Raw genomic sequence first — 17,760 nt, forward strand, 5'->3', positions numbered from 1 at the left:
CCCCCTCGTCCCCAGGACGACGACGGCCCCCTCGCCGAAGAGCGAGGGGGCCGTCGTCGTGCGTCTCCCGACCGGGCGTGCGGCCTCAGGAGGACGGCGCCGCCGCCGCGGCGTCGAGCAGCCACAGCGTGCGCTCGGTGCCTCGCGCGCCGGCGGCCGGGACGTCCGTCACGGGGCCGCCCGCCAGCGCGGCCGCGGCCTGGGCCGCCTTCTCCGCGCCCGCCGCCACGACCCACACCTCGCGCGCACGGCGCAGGGCGTCGAACGTGAGCGAGACGCGCTCCGGCGGCGGCTTGGGGGAGGCGTGCACCCCGACCGTGGCGCCGCGGGCCCCGAGGCCCTCGTGGCCGGGGAACAGGGACGCGACGTGCCCGTCCGGCCCCATGCCGAGCAGGAGGACGTCGAACTCCGGCACGGCCGGGGTGTCGTCCTCGCCGGCGGGCGGAGCGAAGCGCGCCAGCTCCGCCGCGTAGGCCGCGGCGGACTCCTCGGGCGTCCCGATCGTGGTCCCGTCGACGACGGCGCCGGGCGCCGGCATCGCGTGCACGTGCTCGGCGGGCAGGCCGGAGCCGGCGACCAGCGCGTCCACGAGGGCGGACCGGGCCTGGGTCTCGTTGCGGTCCGGGTCGCCGTCGGGCAGGAACCGCTCGTCGCCCCACCACAGGTGCACGCCCGACCAGTCCACGGCCGCGGACAGCGGGCTCGCCGCGACGGCGGCGAGGGTCTTGATGCCCACGGTGCCGCCGGTGAGGACGGCGTGCACCGGGGTGCGCACGGACTGGGCGTCGAGGAGGCGCGTCAGCAGCCGCGCGGCGGTGGCCTCGGCGAGGACGTCGGCGTCCGGGTGGACGACGACGAGCGGTGCGGCGCCGGGCGTGCTCACGCCTTCGCCTTCGACGTCGCCGTGACGGTCTCGACGCGCGTGATGCCCTTGGTGAGCACCTCCCCGTACAGCTCGTCGGGGTCGAGGCGCCGCAGCTCCTCGATGAGTGCCTCGCTCAGGGCGCGGATCGGCAGGGCCATCCGCCGCTCGGGCTTCTCGGGCTGCGTGATCGACACGACGCGGCCGTCCGGCCGGTCGAGCACGATCGGCCCGCTCTTGCGCTCCAGCGTGACGCGCGTGATGGCGTCGTCGCTGTCGGTGCGCACCACGGTGGCGGGGCAGCGCAGCCGCTGGCCGAGCCAGGCGGCCAGCAGGTCCAGGGAGGTGTGCTGCTCCTGGCCCTCGACGCTCACCGCCGTGACGGGCTCGTACGGGGGCTGCTCGACGGCCGCGGCGATGAGGCCGCGCCACAGGGTGACGCGGGCCCAGGCCAGGTCGGTGTCGCCGGGGCTGAACGTGCCCGCCAGGCGGTGGAGCATGGCGACCGGGTCGGCCGCGGTGGTGGTGTCGGTGATGCGGCGCTGCGCCATCGCGCCCATCGGGTCGGCCGACGGGTCGTCCGGGCCGCCGGTCGGCCACCACACCACGATCGGCGCGTCGGGCAGCAGCAGCGGCATGACGAGGGTGTCGGGGTGCTCGAGCATCGGGCCGGCGGCCCGCAGGACGACGACCTCGGAGGCGCCCGCGTCGCCGCCGACCCGGATCTCGGCGTCGAGCCGCGGGGCGCTCGAGCCGCGCTGGGCGAGCGGGGCGATCACGACGACGCGGCACGGGTGCTCGTGGCTGGCCTGGTTCGCCGCGCGCACCGAGTCCTCGATGTCGGCCTCCTCGGCGACCACGACGAGGGTCAGGACGCGGCCGAGCGCCACGGCGCCGCCCTCGTCCCGCAGGTGGGCGAGCCGCTTGCCGACCGCGTTGGTGGTCGTGTCCGGCATGTCGATGATCATCGGGGGTCTCCTGGGTGGAAGCGGCACAGGCGGGTGCGGCTCGCCGCGGCGCGGGCGGCGTCGTGCGGGGGACGGGCCGGGCGGGCCGTCACGGCCGCCGCCACGACCGGCCGTCGCGGGCCATCATCGCGTCCGCCGACGGCGGGCCCCAGGTGCCCGACGGGTAGGACTCGGGCTTGCCCTTGCCGGCCCAGTAGGACGTGATCGGGTCGAGGATCTTCCAGGAGAGCTCGACCTCCTCGCGGGTCGGGAACAGCGGCGGGTCGCCGAGCAGCACGTCGAGGATGAGCCGCTCGTAGGCCTCCGGCGACGACTCGGTGAACGAGTGGCCGTAGCCGAAGTCCATCGTCACGTCGCGCACCTCCATCGCGGTGCCCGGCACCTTGGCGCCGAACCGCAGCGTGACGCCCTCGTCCGGCTGCACGCGGATGACCAGGGCGTTGCTGCCGAGGTCGGAGGTCAGCGACGACTCGAACGGCAGGTGCGGCGCCTTCTTGAAGACGACGGCGACCTCCGTCACGCGCCGGCCCAGCCGCTTGCCCGTGCGCAGGTAGAACGGCACGCCCGCCCAGCGGCGGTTGTCGATCTCGAGCTTGACCGCCGCGAACGTCTCCGTCGTGGAGTCGGGGTTGAACCCCTCCTCCTCGAGGAAGCCGACGACCTTCTCGCCGCCCTGCCAGGCGGCGGCGTACTGGCCGCGCGCGGTGTGGCGGCCGAGGTCGCGGGGCAGGCGCACGGACGACAGCGCCTTGATCTTCTCCGACCGCAGGGCCTCGGCGTCGAAGTTCACCGGCTCCTCCATGGCGACCAGCGCCAGGAGCTGCATCAGGTGGTTCTGGATGACGTCGCGGGCGGCGCCGATGCCGTCGTAGTAGCTGGCGCGGCCGCCGATGCCGATGTCCTCGGCCATCGTGATCTGCACGTGGTCGACGTAGTTGTTGTTCCACAGCGGCTCGAACATCTGGTTCGCGAACCGCAGGGCCAGGAGGTTCTGGACCGTCTCCTTGCCCAGGTAGTGGTCGATGCGGAAGACCGACTCGGGGTCGAAGACCTGGGAGACGACCGCGTCGAGCTCGCGGGCGCTCTCCAGGTCGTGCCCGAACGGCTTCTCGATGACGACGCGGCGCCAGGCGTCCGCGGACGACTTCGACAGGCCGGACTCCGACAGCTGCCGGCACACGACCGGGAAGGCGCTGGGCGGCACGGACAGGTAGAAGGCGTGGTTGCCGCCGGTGCCGCGCTCGGCGTCGAGCTGCTCCACCGTCTGGCGCAGCCGCTCGAAGGCGTCCTCGTCGTCGAACGAGCCCTGCACGAACCGGATGCCCTCGGCGAGCTGGCGCCACGTGGCCTCGCGGAACGGGGTGCGGGCGTGCTCCTTGACCGCGTCGTGCACGACCTGCGCGAAGTCCTGGTCCTCCCAGTCGCGGCGGGCGAAGCCCGTCAGCGCGAAGCCGGGCGGCAGGAGGCCGCGGTTCGCCAGGTCGTAGACGGCGGGCATGAGCTTCTTGCGCGACAGGTCGCCGGTGACCCCGAAGATCACGAGCCCGCAGGGGCCGGCGATGCGGGGGAGGCGCAGGTCGAGCGGGTCGCGGAGCGGGTTGTGCTCGGCGGTGATCTTGGCCGGTCTCACGAGGTGGGCACCGTTCTTCGTCGTGCGGGCGGGGGATGGTGCGGGCCCGGGGCGCGGCGCGCGCCCCGGGCCGGGGCGGAGGTCAGGCGCCCTGGGCCTTGAGGCCGGCGGTGGCGGTGTCCAGGAGCTCGGTCCAGGAGTCCTCGAACTTGCGGACCCCGTCGGTCTCGAGGTGGTCGGTGACCTCGCGCAGCGAGACGCCGAGCGACTCGATGGCCTCGACGGTGCGCCGCGCGGCGCCCGCGGTGCCGCGGACCGTGTCGCCCGTGACGGTGCCGTGGTCGGCGAACGCCTGGAGCGTGGGCTCGGGCATCGTGTTGACGACGCCGTCGGTGACCAGCTCGGAGACGTAGAGCGTGTCGGGGTACTCCGGGTTCTTCACGCCGGTCGAGGCCCACAGGGGCCGCTGCGGGTGGGCGCCGGACGCGACGAGCGAGCGCCACTCGTCGGTGCCGACGAACTGCTCGTACGCCTCGAACGCGAGGCGCGCGTTGGCGACGGCGGCCTGCCCGCGCAGGTCGAGCGCCTCCGGGGAGCCGATCTTCTCGAGCGCCGCGTCGACCGAGGAGTCCACGCGCGAGACGAAGAAGGAGGCCACGGAACCGATCGGGCCGAGGTCGATGCCGTCGGCGCGGGCCTGCTCGAGGCCGATCGCGAACGCCTCCATCACGGACCGGTAGCGCTCGATGGAGAAGATGAGGGTCACGTTGACGCTGATCCCCTGGGCGAGGGTGCGCGAGATCGCGTCGAGCCCGGGGACCGTGGCGGGGATCTTGATGAAGACGTTCGGCCGGTCCACGGTGCGCCACAGGCGCTCCGCGACCACGACGGTTTTGTCGGCGTCGTACGCGAGGCGGGGGTCCACCTCGATCGACACGCGGCCGTCCACGCCGTCCGTGGCGTCGTAGACGGGGCGCAGCAGGTCGGCGGCCGCGCGCACGTCGTCGGTCGTGATGGTCTCGACCGCGGCGTCCACGTCGCTGCCCGCGAGCTCGGCCAGCTGGGCGTCGTAGGCGTCCCCGCTCGAGAGCGCCTTGGCGAAGATGGTCGGGTTGGTCGTGACGCCGACGACGCCGCGCTCGGCGACGAGGGCCGCGAGGTTGCCGCTGCGCAGTCGCTCCCGCGAGAGGTCGTCGAGCCAGATGGACACCCCGGCTCCGGTCAGGTCGGTGATCGGTGCGGGGACGGTGCTCTGCGTCATCGGACGTCCTTCCGAGGTCGGAGGCCCCCGCCGGCGGTGTGTCGACGGGAGCCGGGTGGGGCGCCGGCGCGCGGCGCCCCACCGGGGAATCTACGAGGGCTCAGGCGGCGTCGCCAGCGCCGCGCACGGCGGCGAGCGACTCCCGCGCGGCGGCCGCGACGGCCTCCGCGGTGATCCCGAACTCGCGGTAGAGCGTCTGGTAGTCCGCCGACGCCCCGTAGTGCTCGAGCGAGACGCTGCGGCCGGCGTCGCCGACCACGTCGCGCCAGCCCTGCGCGATGCCCGCCTCGACCGAGACGCGGGCCTTCACCGCGGCCGGCAGCACCGACTCGCGGTACGCGGCGTCCTGCTTGTCGAACCACTCGCGGCTCGGCATGGACACGACGCGGGCGGCCACGCCCTCGGCCGCGAGCTGCTCGCGGGCCTGCACGGCGAGCTGCACCTCGGAGCCCGTGCCGACGAGGATCACGTCGGGGGTGCCGTCGGTGTCCAGCAGCGTGTAGGCGCCCTTGAGGGTGCCTTCGGCGCCGGCGAAGCCCTCGGCGCCGCGGGGGAACGTGGGCACGTTCTGGCGGGTGAGGACGATGCCGGCCGGGTTCGCCGTGTTCTCGAGGATCCCTCGCCAGGCCCAGGCGGTCTCGTTCGCGTCCGCGGGGCGCACGACGTCGAGGCCGGGGATGGCGCGCAGCGCCGCGAGGTGCTCGACCGGCTGGTGCGTCGGCCCGTCCTCGCCGAGGCCGATCGAGTCGTGGGTCCACACGAAGGTCGTGGGGATCTCCATGAGGGCCGCGAGGCGCACCGAGGCGCGCATGTAGTCGGCGAACTGGAGGAACGTGCCGCCGTAGGGGCGGGTGAGGCCGTGCAGCACGATGCCGTTGAGGATCGAGCCCATGCCGTGCTCGCGGATCCCGAAGTGCAGCGTGCGGCCGTACGGGTTGCCCGGGAACTTCTTGGTCGCGTGCTCGACCGGGATGAACGACGGCTCGCCGTCCATCGTCGTGTTGTTCGAGCCCGCGAGGTCGGCGGAGCCGCCCCACAGCTCGGGCAGCACGTCCTTGAGCGCGGTGAGCACCTTGCCGGAGGCGGCGCGGGTGGCGACGCCCTTCTCGGAGGCCTCGAAGACGGGCAGCTCGTCGGTCCAGCCGGCGGGCAGCTCGTGGGCGACGAGGCGGTCGAGCAGCGCGGCACGCTCCGGGGTGGCGGTGCGCCACGCCTCGTACGAGCGGTCCCAGGCGGCGCGCTGGTCGCCCTGGCGGCCGGCGACGGCGCGCGTGTACTCGAGCACCTCGTCGTCCACCGCGAACGTGGCCTCGGGGTCCAGGCCGAGCGCGACCTTGAGGCCGGCGACCTCGTCGGCGCCCATGGCGGACCCGTGGATGCCACCGGTGTTCTGCTTGGTGGGCGAGGGCCAGCCGATGATGGTGCGCAGCGCGATGAACGACGGCCGGTCGGTCTCGGCCTTGGCGGCGGCGATCGCCGCGGCGAGCGCGTCGACGTCCTCCGCGTAGCCGGTGCCGCCCTGCGTCCAGTCGACGCGCTGCGTGTGCCAGCCGTAGGCGGCGTAGCGGGCCAGCGTGTCCTCGGTGAACGCGATGTCGGTGTCGTCCTCGATGGAGATCTTGTTGTCGTCCCAGATCACCACGAGGTTGCCGAGCTTCTGCGTGCCGGCGAGCGACGAGGCCTCGGAGGTGACGCCCTCCTGCAGGTCGCCGTCGGAGGCGATGACGTACACGTGGTGGTCGAACGGCGACTCGCCGGGGGCGGCGTCGGGGTCGAGCAGGCCCCGCTCGCGGCGGGCCGCGAACGCCATGCCGACGGCGGAGGCGAGGCCCTGGCCGAGCGGACCGGTCGTGATCTCGACGCCGGCGGTGTGGCGGTACTCCGGGTGGCCGGGGGTCTGGGAGCCCCAGGTGCGCAGCGCCTCGAGGTCGCCGAGCTCCATGCCGTAGCCGGAGAGGAACAGCTGCAGGTACAGCGTGAGCGAGGAGTGGCCCGCGGAGAGGACGAACCGGTCACGGCCGACCCAGTGCGGGTCGGACGGGTCGTGCCGCATCGTCTTGCCGAAGAGCAGGTACGCGGCGGGTGCCAGGGAGATCGCGGTGCCGGGGTGGCCGTTGCCGACCTTCTCGACGGCGTCCGCGGCCAGCGCCTTGATGGTCTTCACCGCGCGGTCGTCGAGCGAGTTCCACTCGAGCGGGGCGACGACGGGGTCGAACGCGTTCACAGATGTGCCTCTTTCCTGCCCGGAGCGAGCCCCCGGGTGATTGCTGCTGCTCTGCCGGTACGGGGCGCCGTCGCGTCGGACACCGCACGGGTCCTGCGTGCGACGGCGGGGCACGGTGGCGAGGGTCCGACCGGGTGGGCGGTCCGCTGTTCACCGTTGTGCAGCACCACCCTAGCGCCGAGCATTCCCGCCCCGCCCGTCCCGAGCCGCTCCGTCCCATCAGGTGGGCGCGCGTGGACAGCGGGGCGCGCGGGCGGACGCCGGGGGAGGGCGCGGGGACATGACGACGAGCCGGGCATTTCTCACAGCGCCCCGGGTCCGGCCCGGGCCGCCCCGCCGGTGACCTCGGCGTACGATGAGGCGGCGGCAGACCCACGCCGCCCGAGCTCCCCGGACCCCCAGCCGAGAACGGACAAGCACGCGCGTGAGCACCACGAGCACCACGACGCCCCATCCCTCGACGCCCACCCGTGCCGCGGTGCGGGCGGAGCGGGAGCGTGCCGATGCCGTCCGGGCGGAGCGCCGCGGCGCTCCCGCGGGTCCGAGCAAGGGGTGGCGCGACCGCGTCGCCGCCTATGTCGCGCTGACCAAGCCGCGCATCATCGAGCTGCTGCTCGTCACCACGCTGCCCACGATGATCCTCGCCCAGGGCGGGCTCCCGTCGCTGTGGCTGGTGGTCAAGACACTGGTCGGCGGCACCCTCGCGGCCGCGTCGGCCAACGTCTTCAACTGCTACCTGGACCGTGACATCGACCAGGTGATGAACCGGACCAAGCGGCGCCCGCTGGCCACGGGGGAGATCACGCCGCGCGCCGCGCTCGTGTTCGCCACCGTGCTCGGGGCCGTGTCCCTGCTCTGGTTCGCGCTGCTGGTCAACCCGGCGTCCGCGTGGCTCACGTTCGCCGCCATCGCCATCTACGTGGTCGGCTACACGATGATCCTCAAGCGGCGCACGCCGCAGAACATCGTGTGGGGCGGCATCGCGGGCTGCATGCCCGTCTTCATCGGCTGGGCCGCCGTCACGGAGTCGCTGAGCTGGGCCGCCGTCGCGCTGTTCGGCGTGATCTTCTTCTGGACGCCGCCGCACTACTGGCCGCTGTCCGTGAAGTTCAAGAAGGACTACGCGAACGCCGGCGTGCCGATGCTCCCGGTGGTCGCCACCGACCGCCGCGTCGCGATCGAGATGGTCGCGCACACCGTCGCGATGATCGCCTGCTCGCTCGCCCTGGTCCCGCTCGCCGGGATGTCGTGGTTCTACACCGCCGTCGCGGTCGTCTCGGGCGGCTGGTTCCTCTACCTCGTGATCGCGATGCTGCGCCGCGCGGGCCACCCAGAGCGGGGCAAGCTCGGCGCGATGAAGGTCTTCCACGGCTCGATCACGTACCTCACGGTGCTGTTCATCGCCGTGGCGGTGGACGTCTTCCTGCCCTTCTGACCCCGCGCCGCGGGGCATGATGGCCCGGTGCCCGACACGTCGCCCGCCCCGACCCTCCCGCCCGCACTGACGGCCGCGCTGCAGGACTACCTCGCGCACCTCGGCGTCGAGCGCGGGCTGTCGGCCAACACCGTGGCGGCCTACCGGCGCGACCTCGGCCGCTACGCCCGCCACCTCGACGCCACAGGCCGCTCCGGCCTGGACGACGTGGGGGAGCGCGACGTCGAGGGCTACGTGGTGGTGCTGCGCCAGGGGTCGGACGGCGGCGCCCCGCTGTCGCCCTCGTCCACGGCCCGGGCCCTGGCCGCCGTGCGGGGCTGGCACCGGTTCGCGCACGCCGAGGGCGTCACGCGCGCCGACCCCGCGTCGCAGGTGCACGCCCCGAGCTCCCTGCGCCGCCTGCCGCACGCGCTGTCCGTGGACGAGGTGGCCCGACTGCTCGACGCGGCGGGGACGGGCGAGGGGGCCGTCCCCCTGCGCGACCGCGCGCTGCTGGAGCTGCTGTACTCCACCGGCGGGCGGATCAGCGAGGTCGTCGGCCTGGACGTCGACGACGTCGACGGGCTGCGTCCCGCCGCCGGCGCCCCGGGCGGGCCCGACGACGGCCTGGCCGGCTCCGGCTCGGTGCGGCTGCGGGGCAAGGGGGACAAGGAGCGGGTCGTGCCGGTCGGGTCCTACGCCCGCACCGCCCTGGACGCGTACCTGGTCCGGGCCCGGTCGCCGCTGGCGTCCGCGGGCCGCGGCACGCCGGCGCTGTTCCTCAACACCCGCGGCGCGCGGCTGTCGCGGCAGAGCGCCTGGTCCGTGCTGCAGGGCGCGGCCGAGCGGGCGGGGCTGACCCAGCACGTCTCGCCCCACACGCTGCGGCACTCGTTCGCGACCCACCTGCTGGCCGGCGGCGCCGACGTCCGCGTGGTGCAGGAGCTGCTCGGCCACGCGTCGGTGACGACCACGCAGATCTACACGATGGTGACGCCCGACGCCCTGCGCGAGGTCTACGCCGCGGCGCACCCGCGCGCCCTCGGCTGACCCGCCGCACGACCCGGCGCACGACCCGGCGCGGACGAAGGGCGGCGCGCCCGGCGTGCCGCCCGGGCCCCGGGAGGCGCTGGGGTAGCGTGACGCAGGTGAGCGAGGGACTCGGGAGCGACACCATGACGCAGACGACCACGAGCGACGCCTCACCGGCCGCGGCCACCGCGACCAGCCCGACCCCGGGCAGTCCGGCCGCCGGGATCGAGGAGCCGCGTACCGACGTCGTCGGGCGGCCGCTGCCCGACTTCCGGGACCCGGAGCCGCTGTCGTCGCACGGGCCTGCGCGCATCGTCGCCATGTGCAACCAGAAGGGTGGCGTCGGGAAGACCACCACCACGATCAACCTGGGCGCCGCGCTGGCCGAGTACGGCCGCCGCGTGCTGCTGGTCGACTTCGACCCCCAGGGCGCCGCGTCGGTGGGCGTGGGCGTCAGCCCGCACGACCTCGACCTCAGCGTCTACAACCTGCTGATGGAGCGCGACGTCAGCTTCACCGACGTGCTGCAGCCCACGAACATCGAGGGCCTGGACGTGCTCCCGGCCAACATCGACCTGTCCGCGGCGGAGGTGCAGCTCGTCGGCGAGGTGGCCCGCGAGTCGGTGCTGGCGCGCGCGCTGCGCCCGGCGCTGGACGACTACGACGTCATCCTCGTGGACTGCCAGCCGTCGCTCGGCCTGCTCACCGTCAACGCGTTGACGGCCGCGCACGGCGTGCTCATCCCGCTGGAGTGCGAGTTCTTCGCGCTGCGCGGCGTCGCGCTCCTCGTGGAGACCATCGAGAAGGTGCGCGACCGCCTCAACCCCGCGCTCGAGATCGACGGCATCCTGCCGACCATGTACGACTCGCGCACGCTCCACTCCCGCGAGGTCGTGGCCCGCGTGCACGAGGCCTTCGGCGACACGCTGCTGCACACCGTCATCGGGCGCACCGTGAAGTTCCCGGACGCCTCCGTCGCCGCGGAGCCGATCACCAACTACGCCCCGACGCACGCCGGAGCCGCCGCGTACCGGCAGCTCGCGCGCGAGCTCGTCGCCCGTGGTGACGCCGCCTGACGTCGCCGCGGAGCCTGCCGCCGACGCCGCGGAGCCCGAGGCGTCGGTCGACGCCCCGTCCGCCGGCTTCGAGGTGCACCTCGCGAACTTCACCGGCCCGTTCGACCTGCTGCTGTCGCTGATCGCGAAGCACGAGCTCGACGTCACGGAGGTGGCGCTCGCGGCCGTGACCGACGAGTTCGTCGCGCACATCCGCGCCGCCGACACGGCGGCGCGCGAGGCGACCGCCCGCGGCGAGGAGCACCCGTCGTGGGACCTGGGCACCGCGAGCGAGTTCCTGGTCGTGGCCGCCACCCTGCTCGACCTCAAGGCGGCGCGGCTGCTGCCCGGCGTCGTCGAGGAGGACGCGGAGGACCTGGAGCTGCTCGAGGCCCGCGACCTGCTGTTCGCGCGGCTGCTGCAGTACCGCGCCTACAAGGAGGTCTCCGGGATCCTGGCCGAGCGGCTCGAGACCGAGGGGCGCCGCGTGCCGCGCTCGGTGCCGCTCGAGCCGCACCTGACGGCCCTGCTGCCCGAGCTCGTGTGGACGCTCGACGGCGCCCGCCTGGCAGAGCTGGCGGCGCGGGCGCTCGAGCCGAAGCCGCCGCCCGTCGTCGGCCTCGACCACCTGCACGCTCCCGCGGTGAGCGTGCGCGAGCAGGCGGGGGTGGTAGCGCGCCGGCTGCGGCGGGAGCACGTCGCGACGTTCCGGGCGCTCGTCGCGGGGGAGGAGCGGCTCGTGGCCGTCGCGCGGTTCCTCGCGCTGCTGGAGCTGTTCCGTAACGGCCGGGTCGCCTTCGAGCAGGCGACCGCGCTGGGGGAGCTCACGGTGCGGTGGACCGCCGGCGGGGACGAGCAGGACGTGGACGACGACGGCGCGCTCGCGGCCGGGTTCGAGGAGTTCGACGGGGCCGCGCCGCAGGACGGCGGGCCGCACGTGACGGAGGTCGTGGCATGACGCAGCAGACGGGCACGACCGGCGCGGGGGCGGGCGGCGTGGAGGCGACCGGCTCCGACGTCGGGGCACCCGCCGAGGCCGTCGGTCGCCCGGTGCCCGAGCTCGACGTCGACGTCGACGAGCTGCCCGGGGGCCTGGCGGCCGCGCTGGAGGCCGTGCTGATGGTCACGGAGTCGCCCGTGCCCGTGGAGCGGCTGGCTGCCGGCGTCGCGCGGCCGGTGCCGGAGGTCGCCGCGGTGCTGGAGGACCTCGCCGCGGAGTACCGCGGCGAGACGGGCGGGCGCCCGCGCGGCTTCGAGCTGCGGCAGGGTGCGGACGGGTGGCGGGTCTACTCCGCCCGGGCGCAGGCCGACGTGGTGGGGGCGTTCGTGCTGGAGGGGCAGTCGTCGCGGCTCAGCCAGGCGGCGTTGGAGACCCTCGCGGTCGTCGCGTACCGCCAGCCGGTCACGCGCGGGCAGGTCTCGGCGGTGCGCGGCGTCAGCGTGGACGGCGTCGTGCGCACGCTGCTCGCGCGCGGGCTGATCGCCGAGACCGGCCAGGACCCGATGACCGGCGCCGTGCTGTTCGGCACCACGGGGGAGTTCCTGGACCGGATGGGCTGGACGTCGCTCGACGCGCTGCCCCCGCTGGCGCCGCACCTGCCGGACGTGGGGGAGGCGATCGGCCTGGACCCGTCCTCGGCCGGCCTCGCGGGCCTGACCGAGGACGGGCTCGGCGCGTGAGCGCCTGACGCTCAGGCGACGGTGGCGTCGACCGTGACGTCGACGTTGCCCCGCGTGGCGTTCGAGTAGGGGCACACCTGGTGGGCGCCGGCCACGAGGGCGTCGGCGGTGGCCTGGTCGACGCCGCCCATCTCGGCGTGCAGCGCGACGGCGAGACGGAACCCGCCCTCGTCCGTCGGCAGGAGCGACACCTCCGCGACGACCGCGGAGTCGGTCATCGGGGCCTTCTCGCGCCGGGCGACGACCTTCAGCGCCGAGTGGAAGCACGCGGCGTACCCGGCGGCGAAGAGCTGCTCGGGGTTGGTGGCGCCGCCCGCGCCGCCCATCTCCTTCGGGATGGCGAGGTCGACGTCGAGCAGGCCGTCGTCGGACCGCGAACGGCCGTCCCGTCCGTCTCCGGTGGCAGTGGCGACCGCGGTGTAGAGCACGCTCATGCTGGTCCTCCTGGGTAGGCGGCTAGTAGGGTTACTAGTTCGTCTACTAGATCACGCGGCGTCCGTTGCCGCAAGCACCCTCGGGCGCGACCCGCGCCGAGGAGGTGCCCCGACGTGAGAGGTTGGTGGGATGGGAACCAGGACGGCGGGCGCGACGCCCGAGCGGGCACCTGCGCGCGGGCCGGTGCGCGAGCGGATCCTCGAGGCGGGGAGCCGGCTGTTCTACGCGGACGGCATCCGCGCCGTGAGCGCCGACAAGGTGATCGCCGCGGCGGAGGTGTCCAAGGTCACGTTCTACCGGCACTTCCGGACCAAGGACGACCTCGTCGTCGCCTACCTGGACGCGATCGCGGAGGAGGAGCGGGCGCAGCTCGCACGGCTGCGCGCCGAGCACGCGGGCGACCCCGCCGCCGCCCTCGCCGCCCTGGCCCGGGTGCTGGGCACCGTGGCGCGCGCCCCGGAGTTCCGGGGCTGCGCGTTCGTCAACGCCGGCGCGGAGTACGCCGACCCCGCCCATCCCGTCCGTCAGGCGGTGGCGCGGCACCGCGCCTGGTACGCCGACTTCTTCGCCGACGTGGCGCGGGAGGACGGCGCGGACCACCCGCGGGCGGCCGCCGCCGAGCTGATGATGCTGCGCGACGGGGCCATGGTGTGCGGGGACGTGGACGACGCCCGCGCCGTCGCGCCCCGCCTCGCGTCCGCGTTCGCGGCGGTGCTGGCCGCCCACCGCGGGGCCGCGGCCGGCGCCTGACGGTCGTGCCCCGCGACCGCCCGGCGCGGGTCGCCGGGTGGCGCCGTCGAGCGGGACCGGCCCGACCTGAGAGAATCGGGCACCATGAGCACCGAACGCCGCGGCGGGAGCCGCCGCACCAACCGCCCGCAGGGACCCGCCGCGCAGCGCTCGCAGCGCCCGCGCAAGACCGCCCCCCGTCGCCCCGCGCCGCGCTCCGGCGAGCCGGACCGCGACGTCCACGTCGCCGACGGCGTCCGCCTGCAGAAGGTGCTCGCGCAGGCCGGCCTGGGCTCGCGCCGCAAGTGCGAGGAGCTCATCGCCGAGGGGCACGTCGAGGTGGACGGCGTGCTCGTCACCGAGCTCGGCGTGCGCGTGGACCCCGCGAAGGCCCAGGTGCACGTCGACGGCATGCGCATCCAGCTGGACGCGTCCAAGGTGACGATCGCCCTCAACAAGCCCCTCGGCGTGGTGTCGACGATGAGCGACCCGGACGGCCGCCCGACGCTCGCCGACCTGGTCAGGGACCGCCCCGAGCGCCTGTTCCACGTCGGCCGGCTCGACGCCGACAGCGAGGGCCTGCTGCTGCTCACCAACGACGGCGAGCTCGCGAACCGCCTCGCCCACCCGCGGTACGAGATCCGCAAGACCTACCTCGTCACGGTGACGGGCGGGGAGTTCTACCCGCGCCACGCCAAGCAGCTGACCGAGGGCGTGGAGCTCGAGGACGGCGTGGCCCGCGCCGACAAGGTGCGCGTGGTGGACTCCGTGCCCGGCGAGACGATGCTCGAGATCGTGCTGCACGAGGGCCGCAACCGCATCGTGCGCCGCATGCTCGACGCCGTCGGCTTCCCGGTGACGCGCCTCGTGCGTACCCGCATCGGCCCGATCGCCCTGGGCGACCTGCGCGTCGGGCGCACGCGGGTGCTCGGCCGCACGGAGCTCGGCACCCTGATGCGCGACGTCGACATGTGACGTCGCGGCTCCGCACCCTCGTCCTCCCCGCCCAGCAGATTCCGCGCGGCACCGCCGCGCGACAACAGAAGGTGAGCTCTCACGTGGTCGTCATCGCCGTCGACGGTCCCTCCGGGTCCGGCAAGTCCAGCGTCTCGAAGGCGGTGGCGGCCCGGCTCGGGCTCGCCTACCTCGACACGGGCGCCATGTACCGCGCCGCGACGCTGTGGTGCGTCGAGGGCGGCACGGACCTGGCCGACCAGGCCGCCGTCGCCGACGCGGTGCGGGCCATGCCGCTTGAGATGGGCGTCGACCCCGCCGCGCCGACCGTGCACCTGGGCGGGCGCGACGTCGCCGAGGCGATCCGCACAACCGAGGTCTCCACCGCCGTGTCGCAGGTGGCGACCAACCTCGAGGTCCGCGCCGAGCTGCGCCGGCGCCAGCGGGCCGTCATCGAGGCGGAGAACGCGCCCGGCGGCTTCTCGGGCGGGCAGGGCATCGTCGCCGAGGGCCGCGACATCACCACCGTCGTGGCGCCCGACGCGGACGCCCGCGTGCTGCTCACCGCGAGCGAGGAGGCGCGCCTGCGCCGCCGGTCCCTCGAGGTGCACGGCGCGGCCGACGCCTCCGCCGTCGAGGCCACGCGCGACCAGGTGCTGCGCCGCGACCGCGACGACTCGACGGTCAGCCAGTTCCAGGTCGCGGCCGACGGCGTCGCCACCGTCGACTCGTCCGACCTCGACTTCGACCAGACGGTCGACGCGGTCCTGGCGGTCGTCGCGCAGGTCACCGCCTGACCTCGACCCGCCCTCGGCGGGCCCGTCGCGGCCCCCGTCGCCCGGCCTCGCGGCCGGGTGACGGGGGTCTCGTTCGTGACACGCCGCCGGGCCTGGGAGAATGGTGCCCATGACCACTCCCGCCGACGGCTCCGTGCCCGCTGCCGAGCCCACCGACGACCCCACCACCGCGCCCGCGGACGCCGCCCAGGCGGCGGAGCCCGCGCGCGACGCGGTGGCCGAGGTCCTCGAGTCCGAGGGTGACGACGAGGCGCGCGAGCGCGCCCTGCGCGCGGGCCTGGAGGACTTCGAGCTCGACGAGGCCGACCGCGCCCTGCTGGACGCCGACTGGGACGAGGAGGGCTTCGGCCCCGGAGACGCCCCGCTGCCCGTCCTCGCCGTCGTCGGCCGCCCGAACGTCGGCAAGTCGACCCTGGTCAACCGCATCCTCGGGCGCCGCGAGGCCGTCGTCGAGGACACGCCGGGCGTCACGCGCGACCGCGTCAGCTACCCGGGCGAGTGGTCCGGGCGCGAGTTCACCCTGGTGGACACCGGCGGCTGGGAGGTCGACGTCGCCGGGATCGAGTCCAAGGTCGCCGAGCAGGCCGAGGTGGCGGTCGCGCTCGCGGACGCCGTGATCTTCGTGGTCGACGCCACCGTGGGCGCGACGTCGACCGACGAGCGCGTGGTCGAGCTGCTGCGCCGCTCCGGCAAGCCCGTGATCCTGTGCGCGAACAAGGTGGACGGCCCCTCCGGCGAGGCGGACGCCACCTACCTGTGGGCGCTCGGGCTGGGCGAGCCGCACCCCGTCTCCGCCCTGCACGGGCGCGGCACCGGCGACCTGCTCGACGCGGCCATGAAGGTGCTGCCCGAGGTCTCCGAGCACGGCGAGCTGCGGCCGGCCGGGCCGCGCCGCGTGGCGCTCGTCGGCCGCCCGAACGTCGGCAAGTCGTCGCTGCTGAACAAGATCGCGGGCGCCGAGCGCGTGGTCGTCGACGAGATCGCCGGCACCACCCGCGACCCCGTCGACGAGCTCGTCGAGATCAAGGGCGTGCCGTACTGGTTCGTCGACACGGCCGGGATCCGCCGCCGCGTGCACCAGACGCGCGGCGCGGACTTCTACGCCTCCCTGCGCACGCAGGCGGCGATCGAGAAGGCCGAGGTCGCCGTGGTGCTGGTCGACGCGTCGGAGCCGATGACGGAGCAGGACACGCGGGTCATCTCGCAGGCCGTCGACGCCGGCCGCGCGCTCGTCATCGCGTACAACAAGTGGGACCTCATGGACGACGACCGTCGCCCGTACCTCGAGCGCGAGATCGAGAAGGACCTGGTGCAGGTGCAGTGGGCGCCGCGCGTCAACGTCTCGGCCCGCACCGGCTGGCACACGGACCGGCTCACGCGCGCGCTCGAGACGTCGCTGGAGTCGTGGGACACCCGCATCCCGACCGGCCGCCTCAACGCCTTCCTCGGCGAGCTCGTCGCCGCCCACCCGCACCCGCTGCGCGGGGGCCGGCAGCCGCGCATCCTGTTCGGCACGCAGGCCTCGACCCGGCCGCCGCGGTTCGTCATCTTCGCGACCGGGTTCCTCGAGGCCGGGTACCGCCGGTTCATCGAGCGCCGCCTGCGCGAGACGTTCGGGTTCGAGGGCTCGCCCATCGAGATCAGCGTGCGGGTGCGGGAGAAGCGGCGTCGCTGACGCCGCGGACGAGCCGCCCATGAGCCGCCGATGAGCCTGCGATGAGCGCCGCCCCGCTCGCCCGCCGGGGTCGCCTGCTGCGCCTCGGCGCGGCGCGCGACACCTCCGCCGTGCGGCACCTGGTGACGTTCCTCGTCGTCACCGTGGCCACCGTGCTGGTGACCCGGTTCCTGCTCGCCGCCTCCGGGTACCCGCAGGTGGGCGGCGGCGGGCTGCACGTGGCGCACGTCCTGTGGGGCGGGCTCGGCATGGCGCTCGCGGTGGTGGTGCTGCTCTCGTGGGTGGGCCCGGCCCTGCGTTCGGTGGGCGCGGTGCTCGGCGGGATCGGCTTCGGGCTGTTCGTCGACGAGATCGGCAAGTTCGTCACCTCCGACAACGACTACTTCTACGCGCCGACGGCGGCCCTCATCTACGCGGTCGTCGTGGTGCTGGTGCTCCTCGTCGAGGCGCTGCACGGCCGGCGCGCGCACCACCCCGCGGAGTATCTCGCGGTGGCGACCGACCGCGCCGTCGCCGGGGTGGCCGGCGGGTTCACCGACGCCGAGCGCGACGAGGCCCGCGCCCTCGTGGCGCGTGGCCGCGGGGAGCCCGGCGCCGACGAGGTCGCGGCGCTGGTGGAGGCCGTGCCCCCCGACGACGTCGCCGTCCCCGACCCGGTGCGCGCCCTCGTGCGGCGCGCGTCCGCGTGGTTCGCCGAGGCGATGGAGCACCGGTGGGCCGCGGCGGTGGTCGTCGTCGCCGTGCTGGGCACCGCGACCGCGTCGCTGGTCGTGGGGCTGCGCGTCCTGGTCGGCGGCGTCGACGTGCCGGCCTGGGTCGGCACGGGCATCCTCGTGGCCGTCGCGGCGACCGTCGCCTGCGTGGTGCGGGGGATGACGGTGGGCCCGCGCGACCACCGCGCCGGTGCCGTGTGGGTGCGGCGCGGCGTGCTCGTCAGCCTCCTCGTCACGCAGCTGCTGGCGTTCCGTGCCGTGCAGTGGGCGGCGGTCGCCGGGCTCGTGGTGGACCTGCTGGTCCTCGCCGCCCTCGGCGTCGCCCTCGGCCGCGACGACGACCGCCGCACGGCCCGCCGGCCGGCGCCCGACCGCCAGGCCTGACGGGCCC

General features: G+C 74.9%; 16 protein-coding genes. 10 read left to right on the plus strand and 6 right to left on the minus strand.

What is annotated here, in order from left to right; all coding sequences use genetic code 11:
• Positions 1 to 85: 85 nt before the first annotated feature.
• The 5 genes from pgl to tkt all read right to left on the minus strand — a co-directional run bounded on the left by pgl (position 86) and on the right by tkt (position 6,885).
• Positions 86 to 883: a 6-phosphogluconolactonase gene (pgl, locus tag ACFU9A_RS12220; RefSeq protein ID WP_430575552.1), complete on the minus strand. Its 798-nt coding sequence runs from the start codon at positions 881 to 883 to the stop codon at positions 86 to 88.
• Complete coding sequence (gene opcA, locus ACFU9A_RS12225; protein ID WP_430575553.1) at positions 880 to 1,830, minus strand: glucose-6-phosphate dehydrogenase assembly protein OpcA; 951 nt, start codon at positions 1,828 to 1,830, stop codon at positions 880 to 882. Before opcA ends, pgl begins: the two co-directional genes overlap by 4 nt.
• 88 nt (positions 1,831 to 1,918) lie before the next feature.
• Positions 1,919 to 3,460, minus strand: coding sequence for a glucose-6-phosphate dehydrogenase (zwf, locus tag ACFU9A_RS12230; protein ID WP_430575554.1), 1,542 nt, complete (start codon positions 3,458 to 3,460; stop codon positions 1,919 to 1,921).
• 82 nt (positions 3,461 to 3,542) lie between these two features.
• Positions 3,543 to 4,661: a transaldolase gene (gene tal / locus ACFU9A_RS12235; RefSeq protein WP_430575555.1), complete on the minus strand. Its 1,119-nt coding sequence runs from the start codon at positions 4,659 to 4,661 to the stop codon at positions 3,543 to 3,545.
• Positions 4,662 to 4,761: 100 nt separating this feature from the next.
• A complete protein-coding gene (gene tkt, locus ACFU9A_RS12240) occupies positions 4,762 to 6,885 on the minus strand; it encodes a transketolase (protein ID WP_430575556.1) in 2,124 nt (707 codons plus the stop codon).
• Positions 6,886 to 7,309: 424 nt separating this feature from the next.
• Here tkt and ACFU9A_RS12245 point away from each other — a divergent pair, with 424 nt between their 5' ends.
• From ACFU9A_RS12245 to ACFU9A_RS12265, 5 genes are all read left to right on the plus strand, one after another.
• The gene (locus ACFU9A_RS12245) at positions 7,310 to 8,320 is read left to right on the plus strand and encodes a heme o synthase (RefSeq protein ID WP_430575557.1); all 1,011 of its coding nucleotides are present in this window, start codon (positions 7,310 to 7,312) and stop codon (positions 8,318 to 8,320) included.
• Positions 8,321 to 8,347: 27 nt separating this feature from the next.
• Positions 8,348 to 9,349 carry a site-specific tyrosine recombinase XerD gene (locus ACFU9A_RS12250; RefSeq protein ID WP_430575558.1) on the plus strand — a complete coding sequence of 334 codons (1,002 nt, stop codon included), beginning with the start codon at positions 8,348 to 8,350 and terminating at the stop codon, positions 9,347 to 9,349.
• A 125-nt stretch (positions 9,350 to 9,474) separates the two neighbouring features.
• The gene (locus ACFU9A_RS12255; RefSeq protein WP_430576461.1) at positions 9,475 to 10,407 is read left to right on the plus strand and encodes a ParA family protein; all 933 of its coding nucleotides are present in this window, start codon (positions 9,475 to 9,477) and stop codon (positions 10,405 to 10,407) included.
• Positions 10,391 to 11,344 carry a segregation and condensation protein A gene (locus ACFU9A_RS12260; protein WP_430575559.1) on the plus strand — a complete coding sequence of 318 codons (954 nt, stop codon included), beginning with the start codon at positions 10,391 to 10,393 and terminating at the stop codon, positions 11,342 to 11,344. The genes ACFU9A_RS12255 and ACFU9A_RS12260 overlap by 17 nt, the downstream gene beginning before the upstream one ends.
• A complete protein-coding gene (locus ACFU9A_RS12265; protein ID WP_430575560.1) occupies positions 11,341 to 12,066 on the plus strand; it encodes an SMC-Scp complex subunit ScpB in 726 nt (241 codons plus the stop codon). The genes ACFU9A_RS12260 and ACFU9A_RS12265 overlap by 4 nt, the downstream gene beginning before the upstream one ends.
• Positions 12,067 to 12,077: 11 nt before the next feature.
• On the opposite strand, the gene ACFU9A_RS12270 is transcribed toward ACFU9A_RS12265, so the two are convergent.
• A complete protein-coding gene (locus tag ACFU9A_RS12270; protein WP_430575561.1) occupies positions 12,078 to 12,500 on the minus strand; it encodes an organic hydroperoxide resistance protein in 423 nt (140 codons plus the stop codon).
• A gap of 130 nt (positions 12,501 to 12,630) precedes the next feature.
• On the opposite strand from ACFU9A_RS12270, the gene ACFU9A_RS12275 reads away from it, so the two are divergent.
• The 5 genes from ACFU9A_RS12275 to ACFU9A_RS12295 all read left to right on the plus strand — a co-directional run bounded on the left by ACFU9A_RS12275 (position 12,631) and on the right by ACFU9A_RS12295 (position 17,753).
• A complete protein-coding gene (locus tag ACFU9A_RS12275) occupies positions 12,631 to 13,251 on the plus strand; it encodes a TetR/AcrR family transcriptional regulator (protein WP_430575562.1) in 621 nt (206 codons plus the stop codon).
• Positions 13,252 to 13,335: 84 nt separating this feature from the next.
• Positions 13,336 to 14,205: a pseudouridine synthase gene (locus ACFU9A_RS12280; RefSeq protein WP_430575563.1), complete on the plus strand. Its 870-nt coding sequence runs from the start codon at positions 13,336 to 13,338 to the stop codon at positions 14,203 to 14,205.
• Positions 14,206 to 14,276: 71 nt separating this feature from the next.
• The gene (cmk, locus tag ACFU9A_RS12285) at positions 14,277 to 14,981 is read left to right on the plus strand and encodes a (d)CMP kinase (protein WP_430575564.1); all 705 of its coding nucleotides are present in this window, start codon (positions 14,277 to 14,279) and stop codon (positions 14,979 to 14,981) included.
• Positions 14,982 to 15,090: 109 nt separating this feature from the next.
• Positions 15,091 to 16,656, plus strand: a complete 1,566-nt coding sequence (gene der, locus ACFU9A_RS12290; protein ID WP_430575565.1) for a ribosome biogenesis GTPase Der — start codon at positions 15,091 to 15,093, stop codon at positions 16,654 to 16,656.
• 41 nt (positions 16,657 to 16,697) lie between these two features.
• Positions 16,698 to 17,753 carry a hypothetical protein gene (locus ACFU9A_RS12295; protein ID WP_430575566.1) on the plus strand — a complete coding sequence of 352 codons (1,056 nt, stop codon included), beginning with the start codon at positions 16,698 to 16,700 and terminating at the stop codon, positions 17,751 to 17,753.
• The last annotated feature ends 7 nt before the right edge of the window (positions 17,754 to 17,760 follow it).

The organism is Isoptericola sp. NPDC057653, from assembly GCF_042799955.1.
Classification (GTDB): Bacteria; Actinomycetota; Actinomycetes; order Actinomycetales; family Cellulomonadaceae; genus Isoptericola.

Excerpts from the sequence above, each read along its gene's own strand:
- opcA (WP_430575553.1), bottom strand. The coding sequence starts at position 1,830 with ATGATCATCGACATGCCGGACACGACCACCAACGCGGTCGGCAAGCGG.
- tal (WP_430575555.1), bottom strand. The coding sequence starts at position 4,661 with ATGACGCAGAGCACCGTCCCCGCACCGATCACCGACCTGACCGGAGCC.
- ACFU9A_RS12255 (WP_430576461.1), top strand. The coding sequence starts at position 9,475 with ATGACGCAGACGACCACGAGCGACGCCTCACCGGCCGCGGCCACCGCG.
- ACFU9A_RS12265 (WP_430575560.1), top strand. The coding sequence starts at position 11,341 with ATGACGCAGCAGACGGGCACGACCGGCGCGGGGGCGGGCGGCGTGGAG.
- ACFU9A_RS12270 (WP_430575561.1), bottom strand. The coding sequence starts at position 12,500 with ATGAGCGTGCTCTACACCGCGGTCGCCACTGCCACCGGAGACGGACGG.
- ACFU9A_RS12275 (WP_430575562.1), top strand. The coding sequence starts at position 12,631 with ATGGGAACCAGGACGGCGGGCGCGACGCCCGAGCGGGCACCTGCGCGC.
- ACFU9A_RS12280 (WP_430575563.1), top strand. The coding sequence starts at position 13,336 with ATGAGCACCGAACGCCGCGGCGGGAGCCGCCGCACCAACCGCCCGCAG.
- der (WP_430575565.1), top strand. The coding sequence starts at position 15,091 with ATGACCACTCCCGCCGACGGCTCCGTGCCCGCTGCCGAGCCCACCGAC.
- ACFU9A_RS12295 (WP_430575566.1), top strand. The coding sequence starts at position 16,698 with ATGAGCGCCGCCCCGCTCGCCCGCCGGGGTCGCCTGCTGCGCCTCGGC.